The organism is Cronobacter sp. 153480017-3 (assembly GCF_053627815.1).
Map to the genome: position 1 here is coordinate 20,400 of NZ_JBSEYN010000004.1, position 23,003 is coordinate 43,402.

The 23,003-nt window shown below is 54.1% G+C and carries 29 protein-coding genes; 5 read left to right on the forward strand and 24 right to left on the reverse strand.

The features are described 5' to 3' along the window. Positions 1-12 precede the first annotated feature (12 nt). From rpsC to rpsJ, 8 genes are read right to left on the reverse strand one after another with little or no spacing between them, the layout of a single operon-like run. Entirely contained in the window at positions 13-714 is a 702-nt protein-coding gene (gene rpsC, locus ACUW6V_RS10855; RefSeq protein ID WP_004388607.1) for a 30S ribosomal protein S3, read from the reverse strand. Positions 715-731: 17 nt separating this feature from the next. Continuing rightward, positions 732-1,064, reverse strand: a complete 333-nt coding sequence (gene rplV, locus ACUW6V_RS10860) for a 50S ribosomal protein L22 (protein ID WP_000447529.1) — start codon at positions 1,062-1,064, stop codon at positions 732-734. 13 nt (positions 1,065-1,077) lie between these two features. Continuing rightward, a complete protein-coding gene (gene rpsS / locus ACUW6V_RS10865) occupies positions 1,078-1,356 on the reverse strand; it encodes a 30S ribosomal protein S19 (RefSeq protein ID WP_001138115.1) in 279 nt (92 codons plus the stop codon). Between the two features lie 16 nt (positions 1,357-1,372). Further along, complete coding sequence (gene rplB / locus ACUW6V_RS10870; RefSeq protein WP_000301864.1) at positions 1,373-2,194, reverse strand: 50S ribosomal protein L2; 822 nt, start codon at positions 2,192-2,194, stop codon at positions 1,373-1,375. 17 nt (positions 2,195-2,211) lie between these two features. Next, complete coding sequence (gene rplW / locus ACUW6V_RS10875; protein WP_004388606.1) at positions 2,212-2,514, reverse strand: 50S ribosomal protein L23; 303 nt, start codon at positions 2,512-2,514, stop codon at positions 2,212-2,214. Continuing rightward, positions 2,511-3,116 (reverse strand): 50S ribosomal protein L4, encoded by a 606-nt coding sequence (rplD, locus tag ACUW6V_RS10880; RefSeq protein WP_000424395.1) that lies wholly within the window; start codon positions 3,114-3,116, stop codon positions 2,511-2,513. The genes rplW and rplD overlap by 4 nt, the downstream gene beginning before the upstream one ends. 10 nt (positions 3,117-3,126) lie before the next feature. Further along, positions 3,127-3,756, reverse strand: a complete 630-nt coding sequence (gene rplC / locus ACUW6V_RS10885; RefSeq protein ID WP_007681261.1) for a 50S ribosomal protein L3 — start codon at positions 3,754-3,756, stop codon at positions 3,127-3,129. Positions 3,757-3,788: 32 nt separating this feature from the next. Continuing rightward, complete coding sequence (gene rpsJ, locus ACUW6V_RS10890) at positions 3,789-4,100, reverse strand: 30S ribosomal protein S10 (RefSeq protein ID WP_001181005.1); 312 nt, start codon at positions 4,098-4,100, stop codon at positions 3,789-3,791. 378 nt (positions 4,101-4,478) lie between these two features. Here rpsJ and ACUW6V_RS10895 point away from each other — a divergent pair, with 378 nt between their 5' ends. Beyond that, entirely contained in the window at positions 4,479-4,946 is a 468-nt protein-coding gene (locus tag ACUW6V_RS10895) for a prepilin peptidase (RefSeq protein WP_007871513.1), read from the forward strand. 3 nt (positions 4,947-4,949) lie between these two features. Here ACUW6V_RS10895 and bfr read toward each other — a convergent pair whose 3' ends face one another. From bfr to fkpA, 11 genes are all read right to left on the reverse strand, one after another. Next, the gene (gene bfr, locus ACUW6V_RS10900) at positions 4,950-5,426 is read right to left on the reverse strand and encodes a bacterioferritin (RefSeq protein ID WP_004387803.1); all 477 of its coding nucleotides are present in this window, start codon (positions 5,424-5,426) and stop codon (positions 4,950-4,952) included. 65 nt (positions 5,427-5,491) lie between these two features. Then, positions 5,492-5,686: a bacterioferritin-associated ferredoxin gene (bfd, locus tag ACUW6V_RS10905; RefSeq protein WP_004387802.1), complete on the reverse strand. Its 195-nt coding sequence runs from the start codon at positions 5,684-5,686 to the stop codon at positions 5,492-5,494. 179 nt (positions 5,687-5,865) lie between these two features. After that, positions 5,866-7,050, reverse strand: a complete 1,185-nt coding sequence (gene tuf / locus ACUW6V_RS10910; protein ID WP_007872666.1) for an elongation factor Tu — start codon at positions 7,048-7,050, stop codon at positions 5,866-5,868. Positions 7,051-7,117: 67 nt separating this feature from the next. Then, entirely contained in the window at positions 7,118-9,232 is a 2,115-nt protein-coding gene (gene fusA / locus ACUW6V_RS10915) for an elongation factor G (protein ID WP_004386616.1), read from the reverse strand. Positions 9,233-9,326: 94 nt separating this feature from the next. Then, positions 9,327-9,797: a 30S ribosomal protein S7 gene (rpsG, locus tag ACUW6V_RS10920; RefSeq protein ID WP_001138042.1), complete on the reverse strand. Its 471-nt coding sequence runs from the start codon at positions 9,795-9,797 to the stop codon at positions 9,327-9,329. 96 nt (positions 9,798-9,893) lie between these two features. Then, complete coding sequence (gene rpsL / locus ACUW6V_RS10925) at positions 9,894-10,268, reverse strand: 30S ribosomal protein S12 (protein ID WP_000246815.1); 375 nt, start codon at positions 10,266-10,268, stop codon at positions 9,894-9,896. Between the two features lie 126 nt (positions 10,269-10,394). Then, positions 10,395-10,682 (reverse strand): sulfurtransferase complex subunit TusB, encoded by a 288-nt coding sequence (gene tusB / locus ACUW6V_RS10930; protein WP_007899703.1) that lies wholly within the window; start codon positions 10,680-10,682, stop codon positions 10,395-10,397. Between the two features lie 8 nt (positions 10,683-10,690). Then, the gene (tusC, locus tag ACUW6V_RS10935; protein ID WP_097569574.1) at positions 10,691-11,050 is read right to left on the reverse strand and encodes a sulfurtransferase complex subunit TusC; all 360 of its coding nucleotides are present in this window, start codon (positions 11,048-11,050) and stop codon (positions 10,691-10,693) included. Continuing rightward, a complete protein-coding gene (gene tusD / locus ACUW6V_RS10940; protein ID WP_104671976.1) occupies positions 11,050-11,436 on the reverse strand; it encodes a sulfurtransferase complex subunit TusD in 387 nt (128 codons plus the stop codon). The genes tusC and tusD overlap by 1 nt, the downstream gene beginning before the upstream one ends. Beyond that, on the reverse strand, positions 11,436-12,158 hold the full coding sequence (locus ACUW6V_RS10945; protein WP_004386612.1) for a helix-turn-helix transcriptional regulator: 723 nt from the start codon (positions 12,156-12,158) through the stop codon (positions 11,436-11,438). The genes tusD and ACUW6V_RS10945 overlap by 1 nt, the downstream gene beginning before the upstream one ends. Before the next feature lie 174 nt (positions 12,159-12,332). Beyond that, positions 12,333-13,160: an FKBP-type peptidyl-prolyl cis-trans isomerase gene (gene fkpA / locus ACUW6V_RS10950; protein WP_054625453.1), complete on the reverse strand. Its 828-nt coding sequence runs from the start codon at positions 13,158-13,160 to the stop codon at positions 12,333-12,335. Positions 13,161-13,372: 212 nt separating this feature from the next. Between fkpA and ACUW6V_RS10955 the strand changes: the two genes are divergently transcribed. Beyond that, positions 13,373-13,591, forward strand: a complete 219-nt coding sequence (locus ACUW6V_RS10955) for a SlyX family protein (protein WP_007778724.1) — start codon at positions 13,373-13,375, stop codon at positions 13,589-13,591. A 55-nt stretch (positions 13,592-13,646) separates the two neighbouring features. On the opposite strand, the gene slyD is transcribed toward ACUW6V_RS10955, so the two are convergent. The 4 genes from slyD to kefG form a co-directional block, all read right to left on the reverse strand. After that, positions 13,647-14,225, reverse strand: coding sequence for a peptidylprolyl isomerase (gene slyD, locus ACUW6V_RS10960; protein ID WP_454038343.1), 579 nt, complete (start codon positions 14,223-14,225; stop codon positions 13,647-13,649). A 94-nt stretch (positions 14,226-14,319) separates the two neighbouring features. After that, on the reverse strand, positions 14,320-14,520 hold the full coding sequence (locus ACUW6V_RS10965; RefSeq protein ID WP_004386608.1) for a YheV family putative zinc ribbon protein: 201 nt from the start codon (positions 14,518-14,520) through the stop codon (positions 14,320-14,322). An 11-nt stretch (positions 14,521-14,531) separates the two neighbouring features. Next, positions 14,532-16,337 (reverse strand): glutathione-regulated potassium-efflux system protein KefB, encoded by a 1,806-nt coding sequence (kefB, locus tag ACUW6V_RS10970; protein ID WP_004386607.1) that lies wholly within the window; start codon positions 16,335-16,337, stop codon positions 14,532-14,534. After that, positions 16,337-16,888, reverse strand: coding sequence for a glutathione-regulated potassium-efflux system ancillary protein KefG (gene kefG / locus ACUW6V_RS10975; RefSeq protein WP_004386606.1), 552 nt, complete (start codon positions 16,886-16,888; stop codon positions 16,337-16,339). The genes kefB and kefG overlap by 1 nt, the downstream gene beginning before the upstream one ends. 126 nt (positions 16,889-17,014) lie before the next feature. Here kefG and ACUW6V_RS10980 point away from each other — a divergent pair, with 126 nt between their 5' ends. From ACUW6V_RS10980 to ACUW6V_RS10990, 3 genes are all read left to right on the forward strand, one after another. Beyond that, the gene (locus tag ACUW6V_RS10980; RefSeq protein ID WP_454038344.1) at positions 17,015-18,925 is read left to right on the forward strand and encodes an ABC transporter ATP-binding protein; all 1,911 of its coding nucleotides are present in this window, start codon (positions 17,015-17,017) and stop codon (positions 18,923-18,925) included. 355 nt (positions 18,926-19,280) lie between these two features. Beyond that, a complete protein-coding gene (locus tag ACUW6V_RS10985) occupies positions 19,281-20,402 on the forward strand; it encodes a toxic anion resistance protein (RefSeq protein WP_454038345.1) in 1,122 nt (373 codons plus the stop codon). A 54-nt stretch (positions 20,403-20,456) separates the two neighbouring features. Continuing rightward, the gene (locus ACUW6V_RS10990; protein ID WP_454038346.1) at positions 20,457-21,431 is read left to right on the forward strand and encodes a 5-bromo-4-chloroindolyl phosphate hydrolysis family protein; all 975 of its coding nucleotides are present in this window, start codon (positions 20,457-20,459) and stop codon (positions 21,429-21,431) included. 77 nt (positions 21,432-21,508) lie between these two features. On the opposite strand, the gene ACUW6V_RS10995 is transcribed toward ACUW6V_RS10990, so the two are convergent. Continuing rightward, positions 21,509-22,999 carry a nicotinate phosphoribosyltransferase gene (locus ACUW6V_RS10995; RefSeq protein WP_142969655.1) on the reverse strand — a complete coding sequence of 497 codons (1,491 nt, stop codon included), beginning with the start codon at positions 22,997-22,999 and terminating at the stop codon, positions 21,509-21,511. Positions 23,000-23,003: the final 4 nt, after the last annotated feature.

Genomic DNA, 23,003 nt, shown 5'->3' on the forward strand with positions numbered 1-23,003 from the left:
CAGCGACGCTCCTTATTTACGGCCTTTACGCTGCTGCTTTTTCGGTTGAGCAGCCGGTTTTTCCGGTTGTTCAACAGCAGCCATACCACCAAGGATCTCACCTTTGAAGATCCACACTTTAACGCCGATTACACCGTAAGTGGTGTGCGCTTCGGAGGTGTTGTAGTCGATGTCAGCGCGCAGAGTGTGCAGCGGAACGCGACCTTCACGGTACCATTCGGTACGTGCGATCTCAGCGCCGCCCAGACGGCCGCTAACTTCAACTTTGATACCTTTAGCGCCCAGACGCATGGCGTTCTGTACAGCACGCTTCATAGCACGACGGAACATAACACGACGTTCCAGCTGAGAAGTGATGCTGTCAGCAACCAGTTTTGCGTCCAGTTCAGGTTTACGAACTTCGGCGATATTGATCTGCGCAGGCACGCCAGCGATGTCCGCTACGCCCTTACGCAGTTTTTCGACGTCTTCACCTTTCTTACCGATAACGATACCCGGGCGAGCAGTGTGAATGGTCACACGAATGCTTTTAGCCGGACGCTCGATAACGATACGAGATACAGACGCTTTAGCCAGTTCCTTGTTCAGGTACTGACGAACTTTAAAGTCGCTGTCCAGGTTGTCAGCGAATTCTTTGGTGTTCGCGAACCAGGTAGAGTTCCATGGTTTTACAATACCCAGGCGAATACCATTAGGATGTACTTTCTGACCCATTGCTAGTCTCCAGAGTCTCAGCGATCGGACACAACCACAGTGATGTGGCTGGTGCGCTTCAGAATGCGATCTGCACGACCTTTCGCACGCGGCATAATGCGTTTCATGCTCGGGCCTTCGTCTACGAAAATTTTCGTGACTTTCAGATCGTCAATGTCAGCGCCATCGTTGTGTTCAGCGTTAGCAATGGCAGATTCCAGGACTTTCTTAACCAATACAGCCGCTTTCTTATTGGTGTAGGTCAGAATATCCAGAGCCTGCGACACTTTCTTACCGCGGATCAGGTCAGCCACCAGGCGAACCTTCTGAGCAGAAGAACGAGCATGGCGATGTTTAGCGATAGTTTCCATCTCTTCCTCCTACTTATTTCTTCTTGGCTTTTTTATCAGCCGCGTGACCGCGATAAGTACGGGTCGGTGCGAATTCACCCAGTTTGTGACCGACCATTTCGTCGGAAACAAATACTGGAACGTGCTGACGACCATTATGGACAGCGATGGTCAAACCGATCATGTTTGGAAAGATCGTTGAACGACGGGACCAAGTGCGCAGGGGCTTCTTGTCACCGCTTTCCACCGCTTTCTCTACCTTCTTCAGCAAGTGCAGGTCAATAAAAGGACCTTTCTTGAGAGAACGTGGCATGGCTTATCCTCTAAAATTATTTGCTACGGCGACGTACGATGAATTTATCAGTACGCTTGTTGCTGCGGGTCTTCTTACCTTTGGTCTGAACGCCCCACGGAGTTACCGGGTGCTTACCAAAGTTACGACCTTCACCACCACCATGTGGGTGATCCACCGGGTTCATCGCCGTACCGCGAACGGTCGGACGAACACCACGCCAGCGTGCAGCACCTGCTTTACCCAGAACGCGCAGCATATGCTCAGCGTTACCAACTTCGCCCAGAGTCGCGCGGCAGTCAGCTTCCACTTTACGCATTTCGCCAGAACGCAGACGCAGGGTGACATAGGCACCGTCACGAGCAACGATCTGAACATAGGTACCAGCAGAACGCGCCAGCTGACCGCCTTTACCTGGTTTCATTTCTACGTTGTGAACAGTAGAACCAACCGGGATGTTGCGCATCGGCAGGGTGTTACCTGGTTTGATTGCAGCATCAACGCCAGACTGAATCTGGTCGCCAGCTTTCAGGCCTTTAGGGGCCAGGATGTAACGGCGCTCGCCGTCTTTGTACAGAACCAGCGCGATGTTCGCGGAGCGGTTCGGATCGTACTCAAGACGTTCAACAACTGCCGGGATACCGTCTTTGTTGCGTTTGAAGTCAACAATACGGTAGGCCTGTTTGTGACCACCACCGATGTGACGAGTGGTGATACGGCCATTGTTGTTACGACCACCGGATTTGCTGTTTTTTTCCAGCAACGGAGCAAAAGGTTTGCCCTTGTGCAGCTCAGGGTTAACCACTTTAACTACGTGGCGACGACCCGGAGATGTCGGTTTACATTTAACAACTGCCATTGTATTACTCCTCCGACTTACTCAGCGCCGCCGATGAAGTCCAGATTCTGGCCTTCTTTCAGGGTGACGTAAGCTTTTTTCCAGTCGCTACGACGACCGATACGCTGTCCGTGACGTTTAACTTTCCCTTTAACTACCAGGGTGTTAACGACTTCGACTTCGACTTCAAACAGTTTCTGCACAGCAGCTTTGATTTCTGCTTTAGTCGCGTCTTTAGCAACTTTGAGAACGATGGTGTTGGTTTTTTCCATCGCAGTAGACGCTTTTTCAGAAACGTGCGGTGCGCGCAGCACCTTCAGCAGACGTTCTTCACGAATCATGCCAGCATCTCCTCAACTTGCTTAACAGCATCAGCAGTCATTACGACTTTGTCGAAGGCGATCAGGCTAACCGGGTCGATACCTGTAGCATCGCGTACGTCAACCTTGTGCAGGTTACGTGCGGCCAGGAACAGGTTTTCGTCCAGTTCACCGGTGATGATCAGCACATCTTCCAGAGCCATGTCTTTCAGTTTCTGTGCCAGCAGCTTGGTTTTCGGCGCTTCTACAGAGAACTTCTCGACAACGATCAGACGATCCTGACGTACCAGTTCGGACAGGATGCTTTTCAGCGCGCCGCGGTACATCTTTTTGTTAACTTTTTGACTGTGGTCCTGCGGACGCGCAGCGAAGGTCACGCCACCAGAGCGCCAGATCGGGCTCTTGATGGAACCAGAACGCGCACGGCCGGTACCTTTCTGGCGCCACGGTTTTTTACCGGAGCCAGTTACTTCAGCACGGGTCTTCTGAGCACGAGTACCCTGACGAGCACCAGCTGCGTAAGCAACTACAACCTGGTGTACCAGCGCTTCGTTGAAATCACGACCGAAGGTAGTTTCGGAAACAGTCAGCGCGCTCTGCGCGTCTTTCAGTACTAATTCCATTGCTATCTCCTCACGCCTTCACAGCTGGTTTAACGATCAGGTCGCTACCGGTTGCACCCGGGACAGCACCTTTAACCAGCAGCAGGTTGCGCTCAGCGTCAACACGTACTACGTCCAGGCTCTGAACGGTTACACGTTCGTTACCCAGCTGACCTGCCATTTTCTTGCCTTTGAACACTTTGCCCGGAGTCTGGTTCTGACCGATAGAACCCGGAACGCGGTGAGACAAGGAGTTACCGTGGGTAGCGTCCTGGGTACGGAAGTTCCAGCGCTTAACGGTACCGGCGAAACCTTTACCTTTAGAGGTGCCAGTTACGTCAACTTTTTTAACTTCAGCAAACAGCTCAACGCTAATGCTCTGACCTACGGTGTATTCTTCGCCATCAGCGAGACGGAATTCCCACAGACCACGGCCAGCTTCTACGCCAGCTTTAGCGAAGTGACCCGCTTCCGGCTTGGTTACACGGTTAGCTTTTTTAGCACCAGTGGTAACCTGCACAGCGCGGTAGCCGTCGTTAGCCAGGTCTTTAACCTGAGTAACGCGGTTTGCTTCAACTTCGATTACGGTTACTGGGATAGAAACGCCTTCTTCAGTGAAGATGCGGGTCATACCCACTTTTTTACCGACTAAACCAATCATTGTTTCAACCTCTCAATCGCTCAATGACCTGATTAACCCAGGCTGATCTGCACGTCTACACCGGCAGCCAGATCCAGACGCATCAGAGCATCAACGGTTTTCTCGGTTGGCTCAACGATGTCAACCAGACGCTTGTGAGTGCGGATTTCGTACTGATCGCGCGCGTCTTTGTTAACGTGCGGGGAGATCAGAACGGTAAAGCGCTCTTTGCGGGTCGGCAGCGGGATCGGACCACGGACTTGCGCACCAGTGCGCTTAGCAGTCTCGACGATTTCCGCGGTTGATTGATCGATCAGACGATGATCAAACGCTTTCAGGCGGATACGGATTCTTTGGTTCTGCATGAGACCAGAGCTCCAATTATTTTATAGACGAAAATGATTACTCCTCGAACCCATTACGATTGATGGGAGAGTGTAATCGTTCTTACGTAGCCCCCCGATTGGGGGCATTGTTTGATAGCCAAAAAGAAGCTATCAGGGTTCATATCGAACCAGCCGTCATTGATGACAGGCCCGCGCATTATACGTAAATCTGGCGCTGACGCAAGCGCTGATTAGAAATTAAACATTCTTTCGTACTGTCTCGAAATTCGGTGTATCACGCCAATTCTCTTCATTTCTTTTATGGAAACTACGCGCATTGTTGCATGAACACCGTTTGGCGTGTCTTCCGGGAAGCGTATGTTATGAGTTCATTGAAGGCGCACTCAGGGAAGAAGAATGATCGCGATATGGATTTCAGCGTATATGCTGTTGAATGCAGGGCTGGTGGTAAAAGATGTGCGTGACGGTCTTCTACCTGACAACCTTACCTGCCCTCTCTTGTGGATAGGGCTTTCTTACCAGCTTATATTTGCGCCACAGCATCTGGCGGATGCTGTCACCGGAGCGCTGGCCGGATACCTTTCATTATGCTTTTTCTACTGGGCTTATCGTTGGCTGCGTGGTTATGAAGGGTTGGGGTATGGGGATGTGAAATTTTTGGGTGCACTTGGCGCCTGGCACGGATGGCAACTGCTTGGTGTTCTACTTACCATTGCTTCTTTACTTGGGCTTGCGGCCGCATTGATAGTTTATTACATAAAAGGCAAAGCATCCGTACGTAAAACCCCGCTACCTTTTGGGCCCTTTCTGGCGATAGCGGGGTTAGTGTGCAGTGGCGTCACATTCCAGATACTGACTCTATGAACGTTAGCTCTGCTCTTTAATCTGGGACTGGATGTAATTCTGCAGGCCAATTTTACCGATAAGATCCAGTTCGGTTTCCAGCCAGTCAATGTGATGCTCTTCGTCTTCAAGGATTTTAATCATAATGTCCCTGCTGACGTAGTCATGAATTGAATCGGCATAGGCGATGGCTTCACGCAGATCTTTCGCCCCTTCCATCTCAAGATTGAGATCGGAGCGCAGCATCTCTTCTACGTCTTCGCCAATGTGTAACTTGCCAAGATCCTGAAGATTTGGGATACCTTCAAGAAAGAGAATACGCTCGATATAGATATCGGCGTGCTTCATCTCATCAATGGATTCATGATACTCAACGTCGTTGAGGCGCATGAGGCCCCAGTTTTTGAACATTCTTGCATGGAGAAAGTACTGATTGATTGCGACAAGCTCATTTCCCAATAATTTATTGAGATAATTTATTATCTTAATATCACCTTTCATTTTGCTTCCCTCCGCTTCCACTACATGAAGCGTAGATGGGCTGGCGAGGAAGTCAAAATCTGAGCTTACGCAATTTCCTGGTATTCCGGAATCTGCAGCAGTTCATCCTGCATAATTTCACGCGCGGCCCGGACACACTTGCCGCACTGATTACCAATCGGCATGAATTTACGAAGCTGCTGGAAGGACTGGGGATGGTGCTGGCGTACCGCCTGCCGTATTTTTTTATCACTGATACCGTTACACAAACAAACGTACATGATGACTCCCGTTCAGTTTATGCACAGAGTGTAAATGAGAATAGTTACGATTACAACGAGACTGGAGTAGAGTTTTCTGATGCAGAATGGGCTTCTTTTGAAGACATGAATGTTTTCAAACTACTTTTCCTTATAAAACAAAAAAGGGCGCCGAAGCGCCCTTTTCAATTCTGTAGCAATTAGCCCAGAACTTTTGCAACCACGCCCGCGCCAACGGTACGGCCGCCTTCGCGGATTGCGAAACGCAGACCGTCGTCCATCGCGATCGGGTGGATCAGGGTAACAACCATTTTGATGTTGTCGCCCGGCATTACCATCTCCACGCCTTCCGGCAGTTCGATGGTGCCAGTCACATCAGTCGTACGGAAGTAGAACTGCGGACGGTAGCCTTTGAAGAACGGAGTGTGACGGCCGCCTTCATCTTTGGACAGAATGTACACTTCAGATTCGAACTTGGTGTGCGGCTTGATGGAGCCCGGCTTAGCCAGTACCTGACCACGTTCGATTTCTTCACGTTTGATACCACGCAGCAGAACACCTACGTTCTCGCCCGCACGGCCTTCGTCCAGCAGTTTGCGGAACATTTCAACGCCAGTACAGGTGGATTTCGCGGTGTCTTTGATGCCCACGATTTCAACTTCTTCACCAACCTTGATGATACCGCGCTCTACACGACCGGTAACAACGGTACCACGACCAGAGATGGAGAATACGTCTTCGATCGGCAGCAGGAACGGCTTGTCAATCGCACGCTCCGGTTCCGGGATGTAGGAATCCAGGTGACCTGCCAGCTCGATGATTTTCGCTTCCCACTCAGCGTCGCCTTCCAGCGCTTTCAGAGCAGAACCACGAACGATCGGGGTGTCGTCGCCCGGGAAGTCGTACTGAGACAGCAGCTCGCGCACTTCCATCTCAACCAGTTCCAGCAGCTCTTCGTCATCAACCATGTCGCATTTGTTCAGGAACACGATGATGTACGGAACGCCTACCTGACGACCCAGCAGGATGTGCTCACGGGTCTGCGGCATCGGGCCGTCAGTCGCAGCAACAACCAGGATAGCGCCGTCCATCTGAGCAGCACCGGTGATCATGTTTTTCACGTAGTCGGCGTGGCCCGGGCAGTCAACGTGCGCGTAGTGGCGAGTCGGGGTGTCATATTCAACGTGAGAGGTGTTGATGGTGATACCACGAGCTTTTTCTTCCGGCGCGTTATCGATCTGGTCGAATGCACGAGCAGAACCACCGTAGGTTTTCGCCAGAACGGTAGTGATGGCAGCGGTCAGGGTAGTTTTACCATGGTCAACGTGGCCGATAGTACCGACGTTGACGTGCGGTTTTGTACGTTCAAATTTTTCTTTAGACACGGCTATATTCCTTACTATAGTGCCCCCTCGCCGAGAGGGCACGGGACTTTGGTTTTAACCCTGAGGCTTATTTGCCACGGGCTTCGATAACGGCCTGAGCAACGTTGTTCGGCGCATCATCATACTTCAGGAATTCCATAGTGTATGATGCACGACCTTTGGTCAGAGAACGCAGCTGAGTTGCATATCCGAACATTTCAGACAGCGGAACTTCAGCGTGGATCTTAACGCCAGTTACTTCGGATTCCTGACCACGCAGCATACCGCGACGACGGCTCAAGTCACCGATAACGTCACCAGTGTTCTCTTCCGGAGTTTCTACTTCAACCTTCATGATCGGCTCAAGCAGAACTGGTTTTGCTTTCTTAAAGCCTTCTTTAAAGGCGATAGAAGCTGCCAGTTTAAACGCCAGTTCAGAGGAGTCAACGTCGTGGTAAGAACCGAAGTGCAGACGGATACCGATGTCTACTACCGGGTAACCTGCCAGCGGACCAGACTTCAGCTGCTCCTGGATGCCTTTATCAACGGCCGGGATGTATTCGCCAGGAATCACACCACCTTTAATGTCGTTGATGAACTCGTAACCTTTCGGGTTAGAGCCCGGCTCCAGCGGGTACATGTCGATCACAACGTGACCGTACTGACCGCGACCACCAGACTGCTTAGCATGTTTACCTTCGATGTCGGTAACTTTGCTGCGAATCGCTTCGCGGTAAGCAACCTGAGGTTTACCTACGTTAGCTTCAACGTTGAACTCACGCTTCATACGGTCAACGATGATGTCGAGGTGCAGCTCACCCATACCAGCGATGATGGTCTGGTTAGATTCTTCGTCAGTCCATACGCGGAAAGACGGGTCTTCTTTAGCCAGACGGCCCAGAGCCAGACCCATTTTTTCCTGGTCAGCTTTGGTTTTCGGTTCAACCGCGATAGAGATTACCGGCTCTGGGAACTCCATGCGTTCCAGAATGATCGGGTGATCCGGGTTACACAGGGTGTCACCAGTGGTCACGTCTTTCAGACCGATTGCAGCCGCGATGTCGCCTGCGCGAACTTCTTTGATCTCTTCACGTTTGTTAGCGTGCATCTGTACGATACGACCGAAACGCTCACGTGCGGATTTCACGGAGTTCAGGATGGTATCACCAGAGTTAACCACACCAGAGTACACGCGGAAGAACGTCAGGTTACCAACGAACGGGTCGGTAGCGATTTTGAACGCCAGTGCAGAGAACGGCTCTTCATCGCTAGCGTGACGCTCAGCCGGAGTATCTTTACCGTCGTCCAGGATACCGTTGATCGCAGGTACGTCAACCGGGGATGGCAGGTAATCAATTACCGCATCCAGCATCGCCTGTACGCCTTTGTTTTTGAACGCCGAACCACAGGTTACCAGGATGATTTCGTTGTTCAGAACGCGCTGACGCAGAGCTTTTTTGATCTCTTCTTCAGTCAGTTCTTCACCACCCAGGTATTTCTCCATCAGCTCTTCAGAAGCTTCAGCTGCGGACTCGATCAGGTTCTGGTGCCATTCGTCAGCCAGGTCCTGCATGTCAGCCGGGATATCTTCGTATTCGAAGGTTACGCCCTGGTCTGCATCGTTCCAGTTGATGGCTTTCATTTTCACCAGGTCAACAACACCGGTGAAACCTTCTTCAGCACCAATCGCCAGCTGCAGCGGAACCGGGTTCGCGCCCAGACGGGTTTTGATCTGACCAACAACTTTCAGGAAGTTCGCGCCCATGCGGTCCATTTTGTTAACGAACGCAATACGCGGAACTTTGTATTTGTTAGCCTGACGCCATACGGTTTCAGACTGCGGCTGAACACCACCAACTGCGCAGTAAACCATTACCGCACCGTCAAGGACACGCATGGAACGTTCTACTTCGATGGTGAAGTCAACGTGCCCCGGGGTGTCGATGATGTTGATACGATGCGGTTCATACTGCTTAGCCATACCAGACCAGAATGCGGTAGTCGCAGCGGAGGTAATGGTAATACCACGCTCCTGCTCCTGTTCCATCCAGTCCATAGTTGCGGCGCCGTCATGAACTTCACCGATTTTGTGGTTTACACCGGTGTAGAACAGAATACGTTCGGTAGTAGTGGTTTTACCGGCGTCGATGTGCGCACTGATACCGATGTTACGGTAGCGTGCAATAGGTGTTGTACGAGCCATTTGATTCCTCTATTGCCTTAGGCGTTCAGGATAAGTTACCCAGAGCGGGCGGCTTACCTGAAGCGCCCGTCTGGTGACTAACATGCCGCAGGGATTACCAGCGGTAGTGTGCGAACGCCTTGTTGGCTTCTGCCATACGGTGAACGTCTTCACGTTTCTTAACTGCAGTACCTTTGTTGTCTGCAGCATCAGAAAGTTCGTTCGCCAGGCGCAGAGCCATGGATTTATCACCGCGTTTACGAGCAGCTTCAACGATCCAACGCATTGCCAGAGCATTGCGGCGAACCGGACGGACTTCAACCGGAACCTGGTAGGTAGAACCACCAACGCGGCGAGACTTAACTTCTACAGTCGGGCGCACGTTTTCGAGAGCGACTTCGAAAGCTTCCAGTTCAGATTTACCAGAGCGCTGAGCCAGGGTCTCCAGCGCGCTGTATACGATTGATTCTGCAGTAGATTTTTTACCATCTACCATCAGGATATTGACAAATTTAGCCAGCAGTTCTGATCCGAACTTCGGATCCGGCAGAATTTTACGCTGACCAATGACGCGACGACGTGGCATGGAAATACTCCGTTGTTAATTCAGGATTGTCCAAAACTCTACGAGTTTAGTTTGACATTAAAGTTAAAACGTTTGGCCTTACTTAACGGAGAACCATTAAGCCTTAGGACGCTTCACGCCATACTTGGAGCGAGCCTGCTTACGGTCTTTAACGCCGGAGCAGTCAAGCGCGCCACGCACGGTGTGGTAACGAACACCCGGGAGGTCTTTAACACGACCGCCACGGATCAGGATCACGGAGTGCTCCTGCAGGTTGTGACCTTCACCACCGATGTAGGAAGTCACTTCAAAACCGTTAGTCAGACGAACACGGCATACTTTACGCAGTGCGGAGTTCGGTTTTTTCGGAGTGGTGGTATATACGCGAGTACATACACCACGTTTTTGCGGGCAAGCTTCCAGCGCCGGCACGTTGCTCTTAGCAACTTTGCGAGCGCGAGGTTTGCGAACCAGCTGGTTAACTGTTGCCATTAAATAGCTCCTGGTTTTATAGCTTTTGCTTCGTAAACACGTAATAAATCGCCCTCATATAATATGAGGACGCGGAATTTTAGGGCTGTGCTTTAAGGGTGTCAAGAAATATACAGCGTTCGCACGTTACCAGGCCATCTGACTTGCGTGTTTTACGGTAAGGTTGACGAACTCAGTATAGCTAATCGTATCGATGCTGCTCGAAATTTGAGCGACAAGGCCGCGAGCTTCCACATCGTTTTCTAAGGCGACAACCCGGGCGGGCGACGCCAGCAGCACGGCGAGATAGCGGCTGTCGTGAAGCGCGGCGACCACGCCGTTTTGCATCAGAAGAATGTCATCGCCCGAACGCACAAGGCGCAGCAGCGCGTGAATATCCACCTGCCAGGGCGAGCGAGAAAGCGTATACAGCATGGCGTTCCTTAAAATGTCAGCACGACGTCGTAACCATCGAGGCGTTCGCGCAGCGCTGCGGCGTCCAGCGCCTCGACATCAATCACAAAGGCGTGTTCTTCACTAAGCCCGCGCTCCTGCAGCGATTCCCGGCAAATATAGCAGCGCTCAATATCGTACAACGGCAGAACTTTAAACGTAGAGATATAATCGCGGCTCAGGACCGCCTGTGGATGCTGACCCGGCAGAATCTGAAAAACGCCGTCGCTCAGAAAAAAGACGCCAATCTCTTCCGTTAACGCAGACATTGCCAGCAGCGCGTCGAGCCCTTCGCGGCCCGCCGAGGTGCCATGCGGTGCCTGGGTAAAGACAAAAGCCACCTGTTTCATTAAAACTCTACCACCCTGTCGCAGGTCAGCGCGGCTTCAGCCAGCGCGCCCAGGCCGCTCAGTTGAAAGCCGGGCTGAAGGTTCGCACCGGTAAGGCCCTGCGCTCGCGCTTCATTTTCATCTGTCACTCCGCGACGCAGCGCAGCCGCCACGCAGATATGCAGCGCGACGCCGTTTTCGTCGTGAAGCTGTTGCCAGGCGCGCACCAGATCGAACTCGTCACTCGCGGGCGACGTGAACTGATTCGCGTTGTAGATCCCTTCCCGATAAAAAAAGACGCTTTCAAGGCTGTGCCCTTCCGCCAGCAACGCTTTCGCAAACTGTAAGGCGCTGCTCGCCTGCTGCGTGCCATAGGCCGGGCCGGTAACCATCAAGGTAAAGCGCATTAACGTTCATGCCCCTGAAAATCACCGTTCTTGAACTGACGGATATACAGATAAACCGTGTGCTTGGAGATATTCAGCCGGTCGGCCACCTGATTAATAGCGTCTTTAATATCAAAAATGCCTTTCTCGTAAAGGTTAAGGACAATCTGGCGGTTCTTGGCGTTGTTCGAGACATTGCGGTCCGCGTTCACCTCTTCAATGGTGAACTCCAGCGTCTGGGTCACAAGATCTTCCACGGACGAGGCAAAGTTCACGGAAGACGGCACTTCCTGCGTTTCCGGCGGTACAAAGGTGCTCATAATCTGGGAGAACGGCACATCCAGGTTCATATTAATGCACAGCAGACCGATCACACGATGTTCCCGGTTACGGATGGCGATAGTCACCGATTTCATCAGAACGCCGCTTTTCGCGCGGGTGAAATAGCACTTTGAGACGCTACTGTCAGCGCCGGTCATATCGTGCAGCATACGCAGTGCCAGATCGGTAATCGGCGAGCCGATTTTGCGTCCTGTGTGTTCGCCGTTAGCGATGCGGATAGCCGAGCATTTCAGATCCTGCAGGGAATGCAGCACAATTTCACAGTGGGAGCCGATGAGCATCGCTAACCCGTCCACGACCGCTTCGTAGGAACGCAAAATATCAAAGTCGGTCTGTTCGAAGGGACGCTGATCCAGCAGATCGAGTTCGCTGGCCTCATTGGTTAATAGCGAATTGGACATGAAAACATACCACCCTTTACAGCGAGCCTGTCGTCTCTCAAGGTCTGGGCAGACTCATCATTCAGTTGTTACGTAACTCGCTAAAGTAATACAGCGGGCGCAACACTAGCCAGCTTTTATTATACGTGGCCCGGATAAAAAAACCGCCGCCCGGAGGCGGCGGTCTGCGAAGCGTTACTTCGCTTTGGCAGCGTCGTCGGCTTTATCGCCCGCGGCGGCCTTCGGTGCGGCGTCTGCTTTCGCCGCCGGATTGATATCCAGCAGTTCTACGTCAAACACCAGGGTGGAGTTAGCCGGAATACCCGGAACGCCGTTTTTGCCGTAAGCCAGCTCAGGCGGGATGACCAGCTTGATTTTGCCGCCTTTCTTAATGTTTTTCAGGCCTTCGGTCCAGCCCGGGATCACACCATCAAGACGGAAAGAGAGCGGCTCGCCACGCTTGTAGGAGTTATCGAACTCCTGACCGTCGATAAGCGTGCCTTTGTAGTTAACCACAACGGTGTCGCTCTCTTTCGGCGCAGCGCCGGTGCCTTCTTTCTCAACTTTATACAGCAGGCCGGTAGAAGAGGTCTTCACGCCCTTCTCTTTGGCGAATTTGTCACGGAAGGCTTTGCCTTTCGCTTCGTTTTCAGTCGCGTCTTTCTCGACTTTCGCCTGAGCGGCGCCTTTTACGCGAGTTTCAAAAGCCTGCAGAGTCTGCTCGATTTCCTGGTCAGAGAGTTTGCTCTTATCAGCAAACGCATCCTGGACACCGGCGATCAGCTGGTTTTTATCCAGTTTGATGCCCAGTTTTTCCTGCTCTTTCAGGGAGTTTTCCATGTAACGGCCCAGTGATGCACCCAGCGCGTAAGCCGATTTCTGATCATCGTTCTGGAATGCAGCTTTGCTGTCAGCGGCAGCAGGCGTCTGCTGCTGTGTGGCTGGCGCAGCAAAAGTCAGAGGCGCGTTGAACGCCACAGCCATCGTGGTCGCCAGCAGCGTTACTTTAAACAGTGATTTCATCCATTATCTCCAGGGTTGGGGCCTCTCACCCCAGGGTTATCTTAAAAACGAAAGTCGTACTATAAAACGTCGCAGCGGAAATCAACATAACCACTTTTCCGTTTCGGGCGTTATTTCAGACTTAATTTGTTTAAATAAGTTTCTTTCTGTTGAAGCAACCCGGCAGAATCCGGAAAAGTTGCGTAGAATCGCGACGCAAAGGGGGAAACATCATGCACAACGAATCGACTGAACACCGTATCGCTGAACTGGAGAGCCGGCTGGCGTTTCAGGAAACCACTATTGAAGACTTAAACGCCGCCATCACAAAGCATGAGCTGGAGCTCGCGAAGATGCGCGAACAGCTCAAAATTATGGTGGAGAAAATCAAAGCCTCGCAGCCGTCAATGATCGCATCGCAGGCGGAAGAAACACCGCCGCCGCATTACTGACGGGTAAATCGCGGGCAGTAAAAAGGGGCGCCGGAGCGCCCCTTTTTTATCAGGCTTAGTGGCAACCGCAGCCGCCGTTACCGCAACCGCCTTTGCCGTGCTCGTGGCTATGGCCGTGACCGCCGCAGCAACCGTCATGGTCGTGATCGTGGTCATGATGATGGCCGTTCGCGCCGTGAACGTGGCCGTGAGCCAGTTCTTCTTCGGTCGCTTCGCGGATAGCAACGACTTCCACGTTGAAGTTCAGGTTCTGGCCCGCCAGCATGTGGTTGCCGTCAACCACAACGTGGTCGTCGCCCACTTCGGTAATTTCTACCGGTACCGGGCCCTGATCGGTTTCCGCCAGGAAGCGCATGCCAACCTGCAGCTCGTCAACGCCCATGAAGACGTCTTTCGGTACGCGCTGTACCAGATTTTCATCGTACTGGCCGTAAGCGTCGTTAGCGCCTACGTTCACATCGAATTTATCGCCAACGTCATGGCCTTCCAGCGCTGCTTCCAGGCCGGAAATCAGGGAGCCGTGACCATGCAGGTAGTCCAGCGGCGCACTCACCGGAGACTCATCAACCAATACACCGTCTTCTGTACGTACCTGATAGGCCAGGCTGACCACCAGGTCTTTTGCTACTTTCATGATATCTCCTGAGTGAGGAAAAAAGACTGGCGCCGATTGTAGCCCAAATCGACGCCTGTGTACCCTTTAGCTTAAAGAAACCTGGGGCATCTCGCTAGTCGGGATGAAAAATCCCTATGACTTGCTCATCTTTGCGAACCTTCTCGCGAACTTCTTTGTCCGCCTCGCGCATCTGATGCCCGCACTTTACGCACTCGACAATATCGACCTGATTTTCACGCCACATGGCGAGAGAATCCTGCGCCTGGCATTTCGGGCAGACGGCCCCGGCAATAAAACGTTTACGCACAGCCATAGGTTCACCTTCTATTCAAATTCGTCCCAGCCGTCGAGCTGGCGTCGTTCCTGCTGCATCTCACGGTGGAAAATCTCCTCCAGCTCGCGACGCGCCTCGCGGACACGGGAAATTTGCGCGTTATCGGTATGTACCGGCATCAGTTCGCGCAGCATCCGCATATCAAGACGGCGGAAATGGAGCTGTGCGCGCTGCGCCTGATGTGGATGCATGCCTAGCGAAATCAGGGTTTTACGCCCAAGCTCCAGCGCGCTGGAGAACGTCTCGCGCGAAAACTGCTTCACGCCAGCCTGCAAAAGCTCATGCGCCTCAACGCGCCCGCGCGCCCGCGCCAGGATCTCCATCTGCGGAAAGTGCTGCTGGCAGAGATGCACGATGCGCATCGTATCTTCCGGATCGTTACAGGTGACGACGATAGACTGCGCGGATTCGGCCCCGGCGGCGCGCAACAGCTCAAGCTCGGTGGCGTCGCCATAGTAAACCTTATAGCCATATTTTCGCATCAGGTTGACCGCGCTGATATCGCGCTCCAGCACCGTAATACGCATTTTGTTGGCCATCAGCAGGCGGCCAATCACCTGCCCGAAACGCCCGAAGCCGACGATAATCACTTGCGGCTTATCATCTTCCACGTAGGGCATTTCGGCATCTTCATCCGGTACGTTAAAGTGGCGCGCCAGCAGCCGGTCAATGCCTTTCATCACCAGCGGCGTGGTCATCATCGAGAGCGTTACCGTCACCAGCAGCAGCGCCATCTGGTCATTGTGGAAAAGCTTCTGCGACGAGGCGCTGGAGAAGAGCACAAACGCGAACTCCCCGCCCTGGCTCAGCACGCCCGCGAACGGCAGCCGCTCGGTGCGCCGCAGCCCCTGAAAACGCCCGAGACCGTACAGCACCGCCATTTTGACGCTCACCAGCACCACCACGCTCATCACGACCCACAAAATATGGGTATAGAGAACGCCCAGATTCAGCGCCATGCCGACGGAGATAAAAAACAGCCCCAGCAGCAGCCCTTTGAAAGGCTCGATGGCGATTTCCAGTTCGTGGCGATATTCGCTCTCGGCCAGCAGAATGCCCGCGATAAACGTGCCGAGCGCCATAGAAAGCCCAAGCAAATCCATAAACAGCGCGGAGCCCAGCACCAGCAGCAGCGCGGCGGCGGTAAACACCTCGCGCACGCCGGAACCGGCAATAAACCGAAACACCGGGCGCAGGAGATAACGCCCGCCCACCAGCATGACGGCGAACGCGAGCACTTTCATGCCAATTTTCAGCCAGTCCGGGTGTTCATCACCGTTGCCGGCCAGTAAAGGCACCATCGCCAGCGCCGGGATCACCGCGAGATCCTGAAACAGCAGCACGGAGAATCCTAGCTGGCCGCCTTCGGTGCGGTTCATGCCTTTGTCGCGCATCAGTTGCAATGCCATCGCGGTAGACGACATCGCAAGGCCGATACCGCCCACCACGGCTGCCTGCCACGCGAAATCAGTGAGCATCAGCAGCCCCGCCAGCACTACCGCACTTAACAACACCTGGGCAGCGCCGATGCCGAAAATAGAGCGCCGCAGTTTCCAGAGTTTTGACGGGTTCAGTTCAAGCCCTATCAGGAACATCAGAAACACAACGCCCAGCTCTGAAAAGTGCAGGATCTCGTCGACGTCGCTGATAAAGCCAAGCCCCCACGGGCCGATGGCAATTCCCGCCAGCAAGTAGCCGAGCACCGCGCCGATACCCAGGCGCGCCGCGATTGGCACCGCCACTACCGCGGCGAAAAGAAACAGAATGCCTGCCAGCAGCAGATCCGAACCTTCCATCAAAAGCCTCCCGGCGTTAACGGGTCCGCCAGCCAGCGTTCATACGCGCGGCCATGAGACGCCAGTTCGGAAAGCGACTGACGCCGCGCCCAGTAAATAATCAGCGGTGTCATCCAGTGCATACGGCACATGGCGGCGGTCAGCTCGAAAGGCCGCAGGATGTCGCTCAGGGCGTAGCGGTTAAACCCGTCCGGGCGATAGGCCGTCTCCGGCTCGCCGGTCGTAATGACGCAGCGCCAGTATTTGCCGGCAAGCTGATTGCCACCCACGCCGCTCGCGAAACCGCGGCTTAACACGCGGTCGAACCACTCTTTTAGCAGCGCCGGACAGCTATAGGTATAAAGCGGGAACTGAAAAACAATCACATCGTGATCGCGCAGCAATGCCTGCTCATGGCTGATATCAATAAAGAAATCGGGATAGTGGGCATAGAGGTCATGCACCGTGACATTTGGTAATTGCAGAGCCGGCTTAAGCAAAACCCGGTTGGCCACCGAGTCCTGAGATTCCGGATGGGCATACAGCAGCAAAACTTTCGCTGTCTGTGACATCATTCCCCTCCAGGGCGTCGTCATTGTTACTATTTTGGGCTACCATGGCGGCCCCACGCGGTGCCCAAAGCATCACGTTACATGAATATAATGACAATTTAACATAGTCTGAATCTACGGCGCCTTATGATTGTTTTCTCCTCGTTACAAATTCGTCGCGGCACTCGCGTGCTGCTGGACAACGCCACCGCTACGATCAATCCGGGCCAGAAAGTGGGCCTGGTGGGCAAAAACGGCTGCGGCAAATCCACGCTCCTGTCGCTTCTGAAAAACGAGATTAGCGCCGACGGCGGGAGTTTCACCTACCCCGGCACCTGGCAGCTCGCCTGGGTGAATCAGGAAACGCCTGCGCTCGCGCAGCCCGCCATGGAGTATGTGATTGACGGCGACCGCGAATACCGCGCTTTTGAGCATGAGCTGAACGAGGCCACCGAGCGCAACGACGGTCACGCCATCGCCGCGGCGCACGGCAAGCTGGACGCCATCGACGCGTGGACCATTCGCTCGCGCGCCGCGAGCCTTCTGCACGGGCTGGGCTTCAGCAATGAACAGCTGACGCGCCCGGTGAGCGATTTCTCCGGCGGCTGGCGCATGCGTCTTAACCTCGCGCAGGCGCTGATTTGCCGCTCCGATCTGCTGCTGCTTGACGAACCGACCAACCACCTCGATCTCGACGCGGTCATCTGGCTGGAGAAATGGCTGAAAAGCTATAACGGCACGCTGATCCTTATCTCGCACGACCGCGATTTCCTGGATCCGGTGGTGGACAAAATCATTCATATCGAACAGCAAAATATGTTCGAGTACACCGGCAACTACAGCTCGTTCGAGCGCCAGCGCGCCACGCGTCTTGCCCAGCAGCAGGCAACGTATGAAAGCCAGCAGCAGCGCGTCGCGCATCTGCAAAGCTTTATCGACCGCTTTAAAGCGAAAGCGTCTAAGGCGAAGCAGGCGCAGAGCCGCATTAAAATGCTGGAGCGCATGGAGCTGATTGCGCCTGCCCACGTGGATAACCCATTCCACTTCAGCTTCCGCGCGCCGGAGAGCCTGCCTAATCCCCTGCTGAAAATGGAAAAAGTCAGCGCCGGTTATGGCGAGCGCATCATTCTGAACTCTATCAAGCTCAACCTGGTGCCTGGCTCGCGCATCGGTCTGCTGGGGCGCAACGGCGCAGGCAAATCGACGCTCATCAAACTGCTGGCAGGCGAACTTGCGCCAGTCAGCGGTGACATTGGGCTTGCCAAAGGCATCAAGCTTGGTTACTTCACGCAGCATCAGCTGGAGTTTTTACGCGCCGACGAATCGCCGTTGCAGCATCTGGCGCGCATCGCCCCGCGTGAAACCGAACAGCAGCTGCGCGACTATCTCGGCGGCTTCGGCTTCCAGGGCGATAAAGTTACGGAAGTTACCGAGCGGTTCTCCGGCGGCGAGAAAGCGCGTCTGGTGCTGGCGCTGATCGTCTGGCAGCGCCCTAATCTGCTGCTGCTCGATGAACCGACCAACCACCTGGATCTCGATATGCGCCAGGCGCTGACCGACGCGCTGATCGAATTCGAAGGCGCGCTGGTGGTGGTCTCGCACGACCGTCACCTGATTCGCTCCACCACCGACGATCTCTATCTGGTGCACGACGGCAAAGTCGAACCGTTCGACGGCGATCTGGACGATTACCAGCAGTGGCTCAGCGACGTGCAGAAGCAGGAGAGCCAGAGCGACGACGCCAGCCGCGAAAAAGAGAACGGCAACAGCGCGCAGGCGCGCAAAGATCAGAAGCGCCGCGAGGCGGAGCTGCGCACCCAGACGCAGCCGCTGCGTAAAGAGATAACGCGTCTGGAAAAAGAGATGGAAAAGCTCAACGCCACGCTTGCGGGCGTCGAAGAGAAGCTCGCCGACAGCGCCATTTACGATCCGGCTCGCAAAGCGGAGATGAATGAGTGTCTGCAAACGCAGGCGAAAACCAAAGCCGCGCTGGAAGAGTGCGAAATGGCCTGGCTGGACGCCCAGGAATCGCTGGAGCAGATGTTAAATCAGCCGTAACGTTCCACGCTGGCAGCCCGCCTGCCAGCGTGGCAAGGGCTGCGTCGGGCGCAGACTAAACCTGTAAACCCGGCGCAGCGGGCCATCTTTGATTACGCGTTATACCGCCCTGAGACGCACATTCAGAAATATGCCAATTGCATACGGCAATTAATACCCTTTCAAAACCGTTGAAACAAAGATCATCTTTGCTTACTCTCCAGGCATTCTGCACACAGGCAACGCGTATTATGCAGCGCGGTTATCCCTTAGCCCGTCGATAAAAACTGTCGCTCTGTCTGATGACTCTCCCCTGCCTGCCAGGCGTCGGGGTAATACTGCCGCCGCCGTGGCGACGATAAAAAGGAAACCGTTAATGACAGATACGACCCCGGTCACTGACCTGTCGCCCCTGCCGGCGGCAACGCAAGATATTTTACCTGCAGGGGAAGTATTAACCCCTGAACAACAGCAGGAAGTCGAAAAGCTCGTCAGCCAGATAGACATTACCGATCCCGTGATGTCGCTTTCCTGGGGTGCGAAAACCATGGGTGAGATCTCCCGGTTTTCCGATGCCCTGCTTGAGCAAGTGCAGGCGAAGGATGCTGGCGTCGTGGGTGAACAGTTGACCGATTTGCTGAGTAAAGTTAAAGCGGTGGATCTAACCGCGTTCAGTGAAAAACCCGGCTTTTTGGCTTCCGTGCCCCTGGTCGGCAAGCTGTTTAATCGCCTTGAGCACACGCTATTAACCTATCAAACGCTGGCCCGTCAGGTGGAAAACATCTCCGGTAAGCTCGAAGACGCGATGGTCGATTTACTGCGTAATATTTCCACGCTTGAGCAGCTCTTTATTCGCAATCGCGACTATTACCAGCAAATCAATCTGCATATTATCGCCGGCAAGCTAAAAATCGCTCAGTTACAGAACACCGACCTGCCCCTCGCCCAGCAGCAGGCGTCTGGTGATGCGCTGCAGATGCAGACCGCGCGCGACCTGGCCGCCAATATTCAACGCTTTGAGCGTCGTCTTCATGATCTGATGCTCTCCCGCACGATTGCCGTCCAGACCGCGCCACAGATTCGCCTGATGCAGAGCAACAGCCAGTCGCTGGCGGAGAAAATCCAGAGCAGCCTGCTTACCACCATCCCGGTGTGGAAAACCCAACTGGTGCTGGCGCTATCGCTGAATACCCAGCGGCAGGCGACAAAACTACAGAAAGATGTCGCAGATACCACTAATGACATGCTGCGCCGCAACGCAGAGTTACTTCAGACCGGCACAATAGAAACGGCTCGCGAAGTGGAACGTTCTGTCGTGGATATCGACACGCTACGCGATGTCCATACTCGTCTGTTAACGACCCTTGAAGAGTCTGTCGCTATCGCCAGCAATGCCCGCGCAAGCCGTCAGAGCGTTGAAAAAGAGCTCTCTGTGATGGAAGACGAACTGCGCACGCGCCTGTCAAATATCGCCAGCAGCACTGCGCATCAGGCATAAATCTTTCCCGCCGGATGCGGATGTCGCCGCGTCCCGTATGTGATGAGAAAAAGCATGGCTACTTTTTTAGACGCGTTTCATAACAAACGCTGGAAGCGTGTCGTTATCCAGCTGTTTATTCTGCTATTTTCTTCAAGCTTCGTGACAACACAGCTGGCGGATGCCGTAGCAAGAACGCATGACACCTCCGATGCCTTCAGGAGCGCGCTTTCTGTTTCGTGCTGGATGGGGTTTATCCTGCTTGCCCGCACGCTGTTTTACGATCGCGTGGCGTTTACCGTCGGTGTGCTTGTGGGGCTTTTCTGGCCGGGGGCGAATGCCGGCTTCGCCTTCTGGGCAGGCAGCGTGGCGCTGGTGACCTATCTCCTGCGCAACCTGAAGCCCTTTCAAAAAATCTATATCTGGTATCTCGCTGTTGGAGGGATAGCCTGTCAGGCTTACTTCGAGGCTTTTGGCACGCAGTCATTATCGCCAGGGTATCTGATTTTCGCCGTCGCCCTTGTCGCCATCGGGATGGGCTGGACGCCGATTTACAATGCTCTTCGCCAGCGCATCGCAGCATTCAAAAATAAACGCTTCGGGAAAACGGCCACGCCCGCCGTCGGGCAACCTCAGGCAGTGCAGAAGTCGTCTGCCGAGTTCGACCCTCAACGTGAGATCAATTATCTGGTCTCTTTACAAGGACTGGCACCGGAGCAGCAGACGGAAATTGACGGCATCATCAATTACACGCATCTGATCATGCACTGTATTGAAACCGATCCTAAAGATGTGGAGCCGGGAACCAAATTCCTGCAGCGCTATTTGCCTGCGGTAAGGGAGATTACGCTGAAAAGCCATCGTCTTGTGGAGCAGCAAGTGGAGAATAGCGACGCCGCTGAAATTAACGCCCGCAGCGCCGCCATGCTGAAAACGCTGCATTCCGCCTTCAGCCAGCATCATGCCCGCCTGTTAGAAAACGATAAGACCGAACTCGCTATTGAAATGAGCACGCTCGACAAAATGCTGAAAACCGACGGTTACGTGTAATTTAATGAATGTGCGCCTGCATACGCAGGCGCCGTCAGAAGGGATACTACACGGGCGCGAACGCCCGGTGCGCTGGATTAACGCTGCGCCGCGAGGCGCTGGCGCAGGGTTTCCAGATGCTCCACGCCGTGAAGTTTGCCATCCAGGAAACGGGTTTTCAGTTCACCCTGCTGTTCCTGTTCCAGCGTCTGTTCGTCAAACAGCTGATAGTCGCCGTTGTCGTCACGCTCGACGCGCAGCAGCCCGCGCGCTGAGCGTTTCAGTCCGCTGTCGGTTTTCGGCTCTTTGAAAATCATGCGGCCCACGCCGTTCACTTCGCCGTATGTCGCTTTCATCGCAAACCCGAAGGTATCGCGGGTGTTGTACTGATAGGTAAACGAACCGACGCCGAACACCACATTAGAGCTGGCGAAGCCTTTCGCCGCCAGACGGCGCAGGATCTCTTCGGCGCGCTCAAGCGTAATGGAATCGCCGTAAATCAGCCCCACATGCGGGTCGAGCACTTTGAAGCCTTTGTCATTCACGGTGCCGCCGAAAATTTCCCACAGCACTTCTACAGAGCCTTTCTCTTCCGGCGTGCGATCGGCGCGCGTGTCGTCATCGGCACCGGTGCCGCAGAGGATCTCCACCGGGTCGCCGCTGTCCGGGCGGAACACCACGCGGCCTTCACGCGCCATAATCTGCGTTTTCAGCTCACGGGTATATTCCGTGATAACGCGCCAGTAATCCCAGGTGTCCGAGACAATCGAGACAAAGCCGTTCGGGTAGAGATCGCAAATCAGGCGGCGGAACGTCTCGATTTCGCTCTCTTTTTCACCCATGCACATCACGCTGTGCTCGGTCGCCGGGATGGACGCGGCAATAAAGCACTCCTGGCCCTGGGTGTAGTAATCGCGGGCGTAGAGCATCGACGGAATATTATCGGTGCCTTTAAAGCTCAGCAGGTGGCCGCAGCCCGCCTGCGCGGTGTCCTGAAGGCCGGACATGCCGCGAAACGAGAAATCGTGGCACTGAAAATCGAGGTGGCTTACGTCAGAGCAGGTTTTCTCTGCCCAGCGCTCGCAGATAGTCCGGTAGTGATGCGCGATAGTGGCGTTAGTGGAGGATTTCCACAGCTCCGCCGAGAGCACGGTTTCCAGGTAGTTCACCAGCCAGAAGAATTCCGGAAGGGTATTGGTAATGGTCAGCACCGGCACTTTCATCGCCACTTTGCTGCCTTCATCCAGCGCTTTGATATGCAGCGGCAGATAACCAAGCTGATGCAGCGCGCGAATGTGATCCGCGCTGACAGCGCCCTTGCCGATATAGCTGTCCATTACCGCCTGATACTCGCCTACCACTTCCGCCTCAGGGCGCGCGAAGAACTGCTCGTTAAACAGATCGACCAGGAACCATTGCAGGAATCCCTGCAGGCCGAAGAACACCAGTTTACCGTCCGCGACAGGAGAGTGGAAATGACGGTCGCTGCGCGGCGTAAAGTTGGAATAGACTTTAGTGGTGCCTGCCGGGTACTGCTCGCGGTGCGACACTTTGTAGCCATCAATAGCCAGAATCGGATTCATGTTCATCGCC

Bases quoted from the DNA above. Each gene is read 5' to 3' on its own strand.
- rpsC (WP_004388607.1), bottom strand. From the start codon at position 714: ATGGGTCAGAAAGTACATCCTAATGGTATTCGCCTGGGTATTGTAAAA.
- rplV (WP_000447529.1), bottom strand. From the start codon at position 1,064: ATGGAAACTATCGCTAAACATCGCCATGCTCGTTCTTCTGCTCAGAAG.
- rpsS (WP_001138115.1), bottom strand. From the start codon at position 1,356: ATGCCACGTTCTCTCAAGAAAGGTCCTTTTATTGACCTGCACTTGCTG.
- rplB (WP_000301864.1), bottom strand. From the start codon at position 2,194: ATGGCAGTTGTTAAATGTAAACCGACATCTCCGGGTCGTCGCCACGTA.
- rplW (WP_004388606.1), bottom strand. From the start codon at position 2,514: ATGATTCGTGAAGAACGTCTGCTGAAGGTGCTGCGCGCACCGCACGTT.
- rplD (WP_000424395.1), bottom strand. From the start codon at position 3,116: ATGGAATTAGTACTGAAAGACGCGCAGAGCGCGCTGACTGTTTCCGAA.
- rplC (WP_007681261.1), bottom strand. From the start codon at position 3,756: ATGATTGGTTTAGTCGGTAAAAAAGTGGGTATGACCCGCATCTTCACT.
- rpsJ (WP_001181005.1), bottom strand. From the start codon at position 4,100: ATGCAGAACCAAAGAATCCGTATCCGCCTGAAAGCGTTTGATCATCGT.
- ACUW6V_RS10895 (WP_007871513.1), top strand. From the start codon at position 4,479: ATGATCGCGATATGGATTTCAGCGTATATGCTGTTGAATGCAGGGCTG.
- bfr (WP_004387803.1), bottom strand. From the start codon at position 5,426: ATGAAAGGTGATATTAAGATAATAAATTATCTCAATAAATTATTGGGA.
- bfd (WP_004387802.1), bottom strand. From the start codon at position 5,686: ATGTACGTTTGTTTGTGTAACGGTATCAGTGATAAAAAAATACGGCAG.
- fusA (WP_004386616.1), bottom strand. From the start codon at position 9,232: ATGGCTCGTACAACACCTATTGCACGCTACCGTAACATCGGTATCAGT.
- rpsG (WP_001138042.1), bottom strand. From the start codon at position 9,797: ATGCCACGTCGTCGCGTCATTGGTCAGCGTAAAATTCTGCCGGATCCG.
- rpsL (WP_000246815.1), bottom strand. From the start codon at position 10,268: ATGGCAACAGTTAACCAGCTGGTTCGCAAACCTCGCGCTCGCAAAGTT.
- tusB (WP_007899703.1), bottom strand. From the start codon at position 10,682: ATGCTGTATACGCTTTCTCGCTCGCCCTGGCAGGTGGATATTCACGCG.
- tusC (WP_097569574.1), bottom strand. From the start codon at position 11,050: ATGAAACAGGTGGCTTTTGTCTTTACCCAGGCACCGCATGGCACCTCG.
- tusD (WP_104671976.1), bottom strand. From the start codon at position 11,436: ATGCGCTTTACCTTGATGGTTACCGGCCCGGCCTATGGCACGCAGCAG.
- ACUW6V_RS10945 (WP_004386612.1), bottom strand. From the start codon at position 12,158: ATGTCCAATTCGCTATTAACCAATGAGGCCAGCGAACTCGATCTGCTG.
- fkpA (WP_054625453.1), bottom strand. From the start codon at position 13,160: ATGAAATCACTGTTTAAAGTAACGCTGCTGGCGACCACGATGGCTGTG.
- ACUW6V_RS10955 (WP_007778724.1), top strand. From the start codon at position 13,373: ATGCACAACGAATCGACTGAACACCGTATCGCTGAACTGGAGAGCCGG.
- slyD (WP_454038343.1), bottom strand. From the start codon at position 14,225: ATGAAAGTAGCAAAAGACCTGGTGGTCAGCCTGGCCTATCAGGTACGT.
- ACUW6V_RS10965 (WP_004386608.1), bottom strand. From the start codon at position 14,520: ATGGCTGTGCGTAAACGTTTTATTGCCGGGGCCGTCTGCCCGAAATGC.
- kefB (WP_004386607.1), bottom strand. From the start codon at position 16,337: ATGGAAGGTTCGGATCTGCTGCTGGCAGGCATTCTGTTTCTTTTCGCC.
- kefG (WP_004386606.1), bottom strand. From the start codon at position 16,888: ATGTCACAGACAGCGAAAGTTTTGCTGCTGTATGCCCATCCGGAATCT.
- ACUW6V_RS10980 (WP_454038344.1), top strand. From the start codon at position 17,015: ATGATTGTTTTCTCCTCGTTACAAATTCGTCGCGGCACTCGCGTGCTG.
- ACUW6V_RS10985 (WP_454038345.1), top strand. From the start codon at position 19,281: ATGACAGATACGACCCCGGTCACTGACCTGTCGCCCCTGCCGGCGGCA.
- ACUW6V_RS10990 (WP_454038346.1), top strand. From the start codon at position 20,457: ATGGCTACTTTTTTAGACGCGTTTCATAACAAACGCTGGAAGCGTGTC.
- ACUW6V_RS10995 (WP_142969655.1), bottom strand. From the start codon at position 22,999: ATGAACATGAATCCGATTCTGGCTATTGATGGCTACAAAGTGTCGCAC.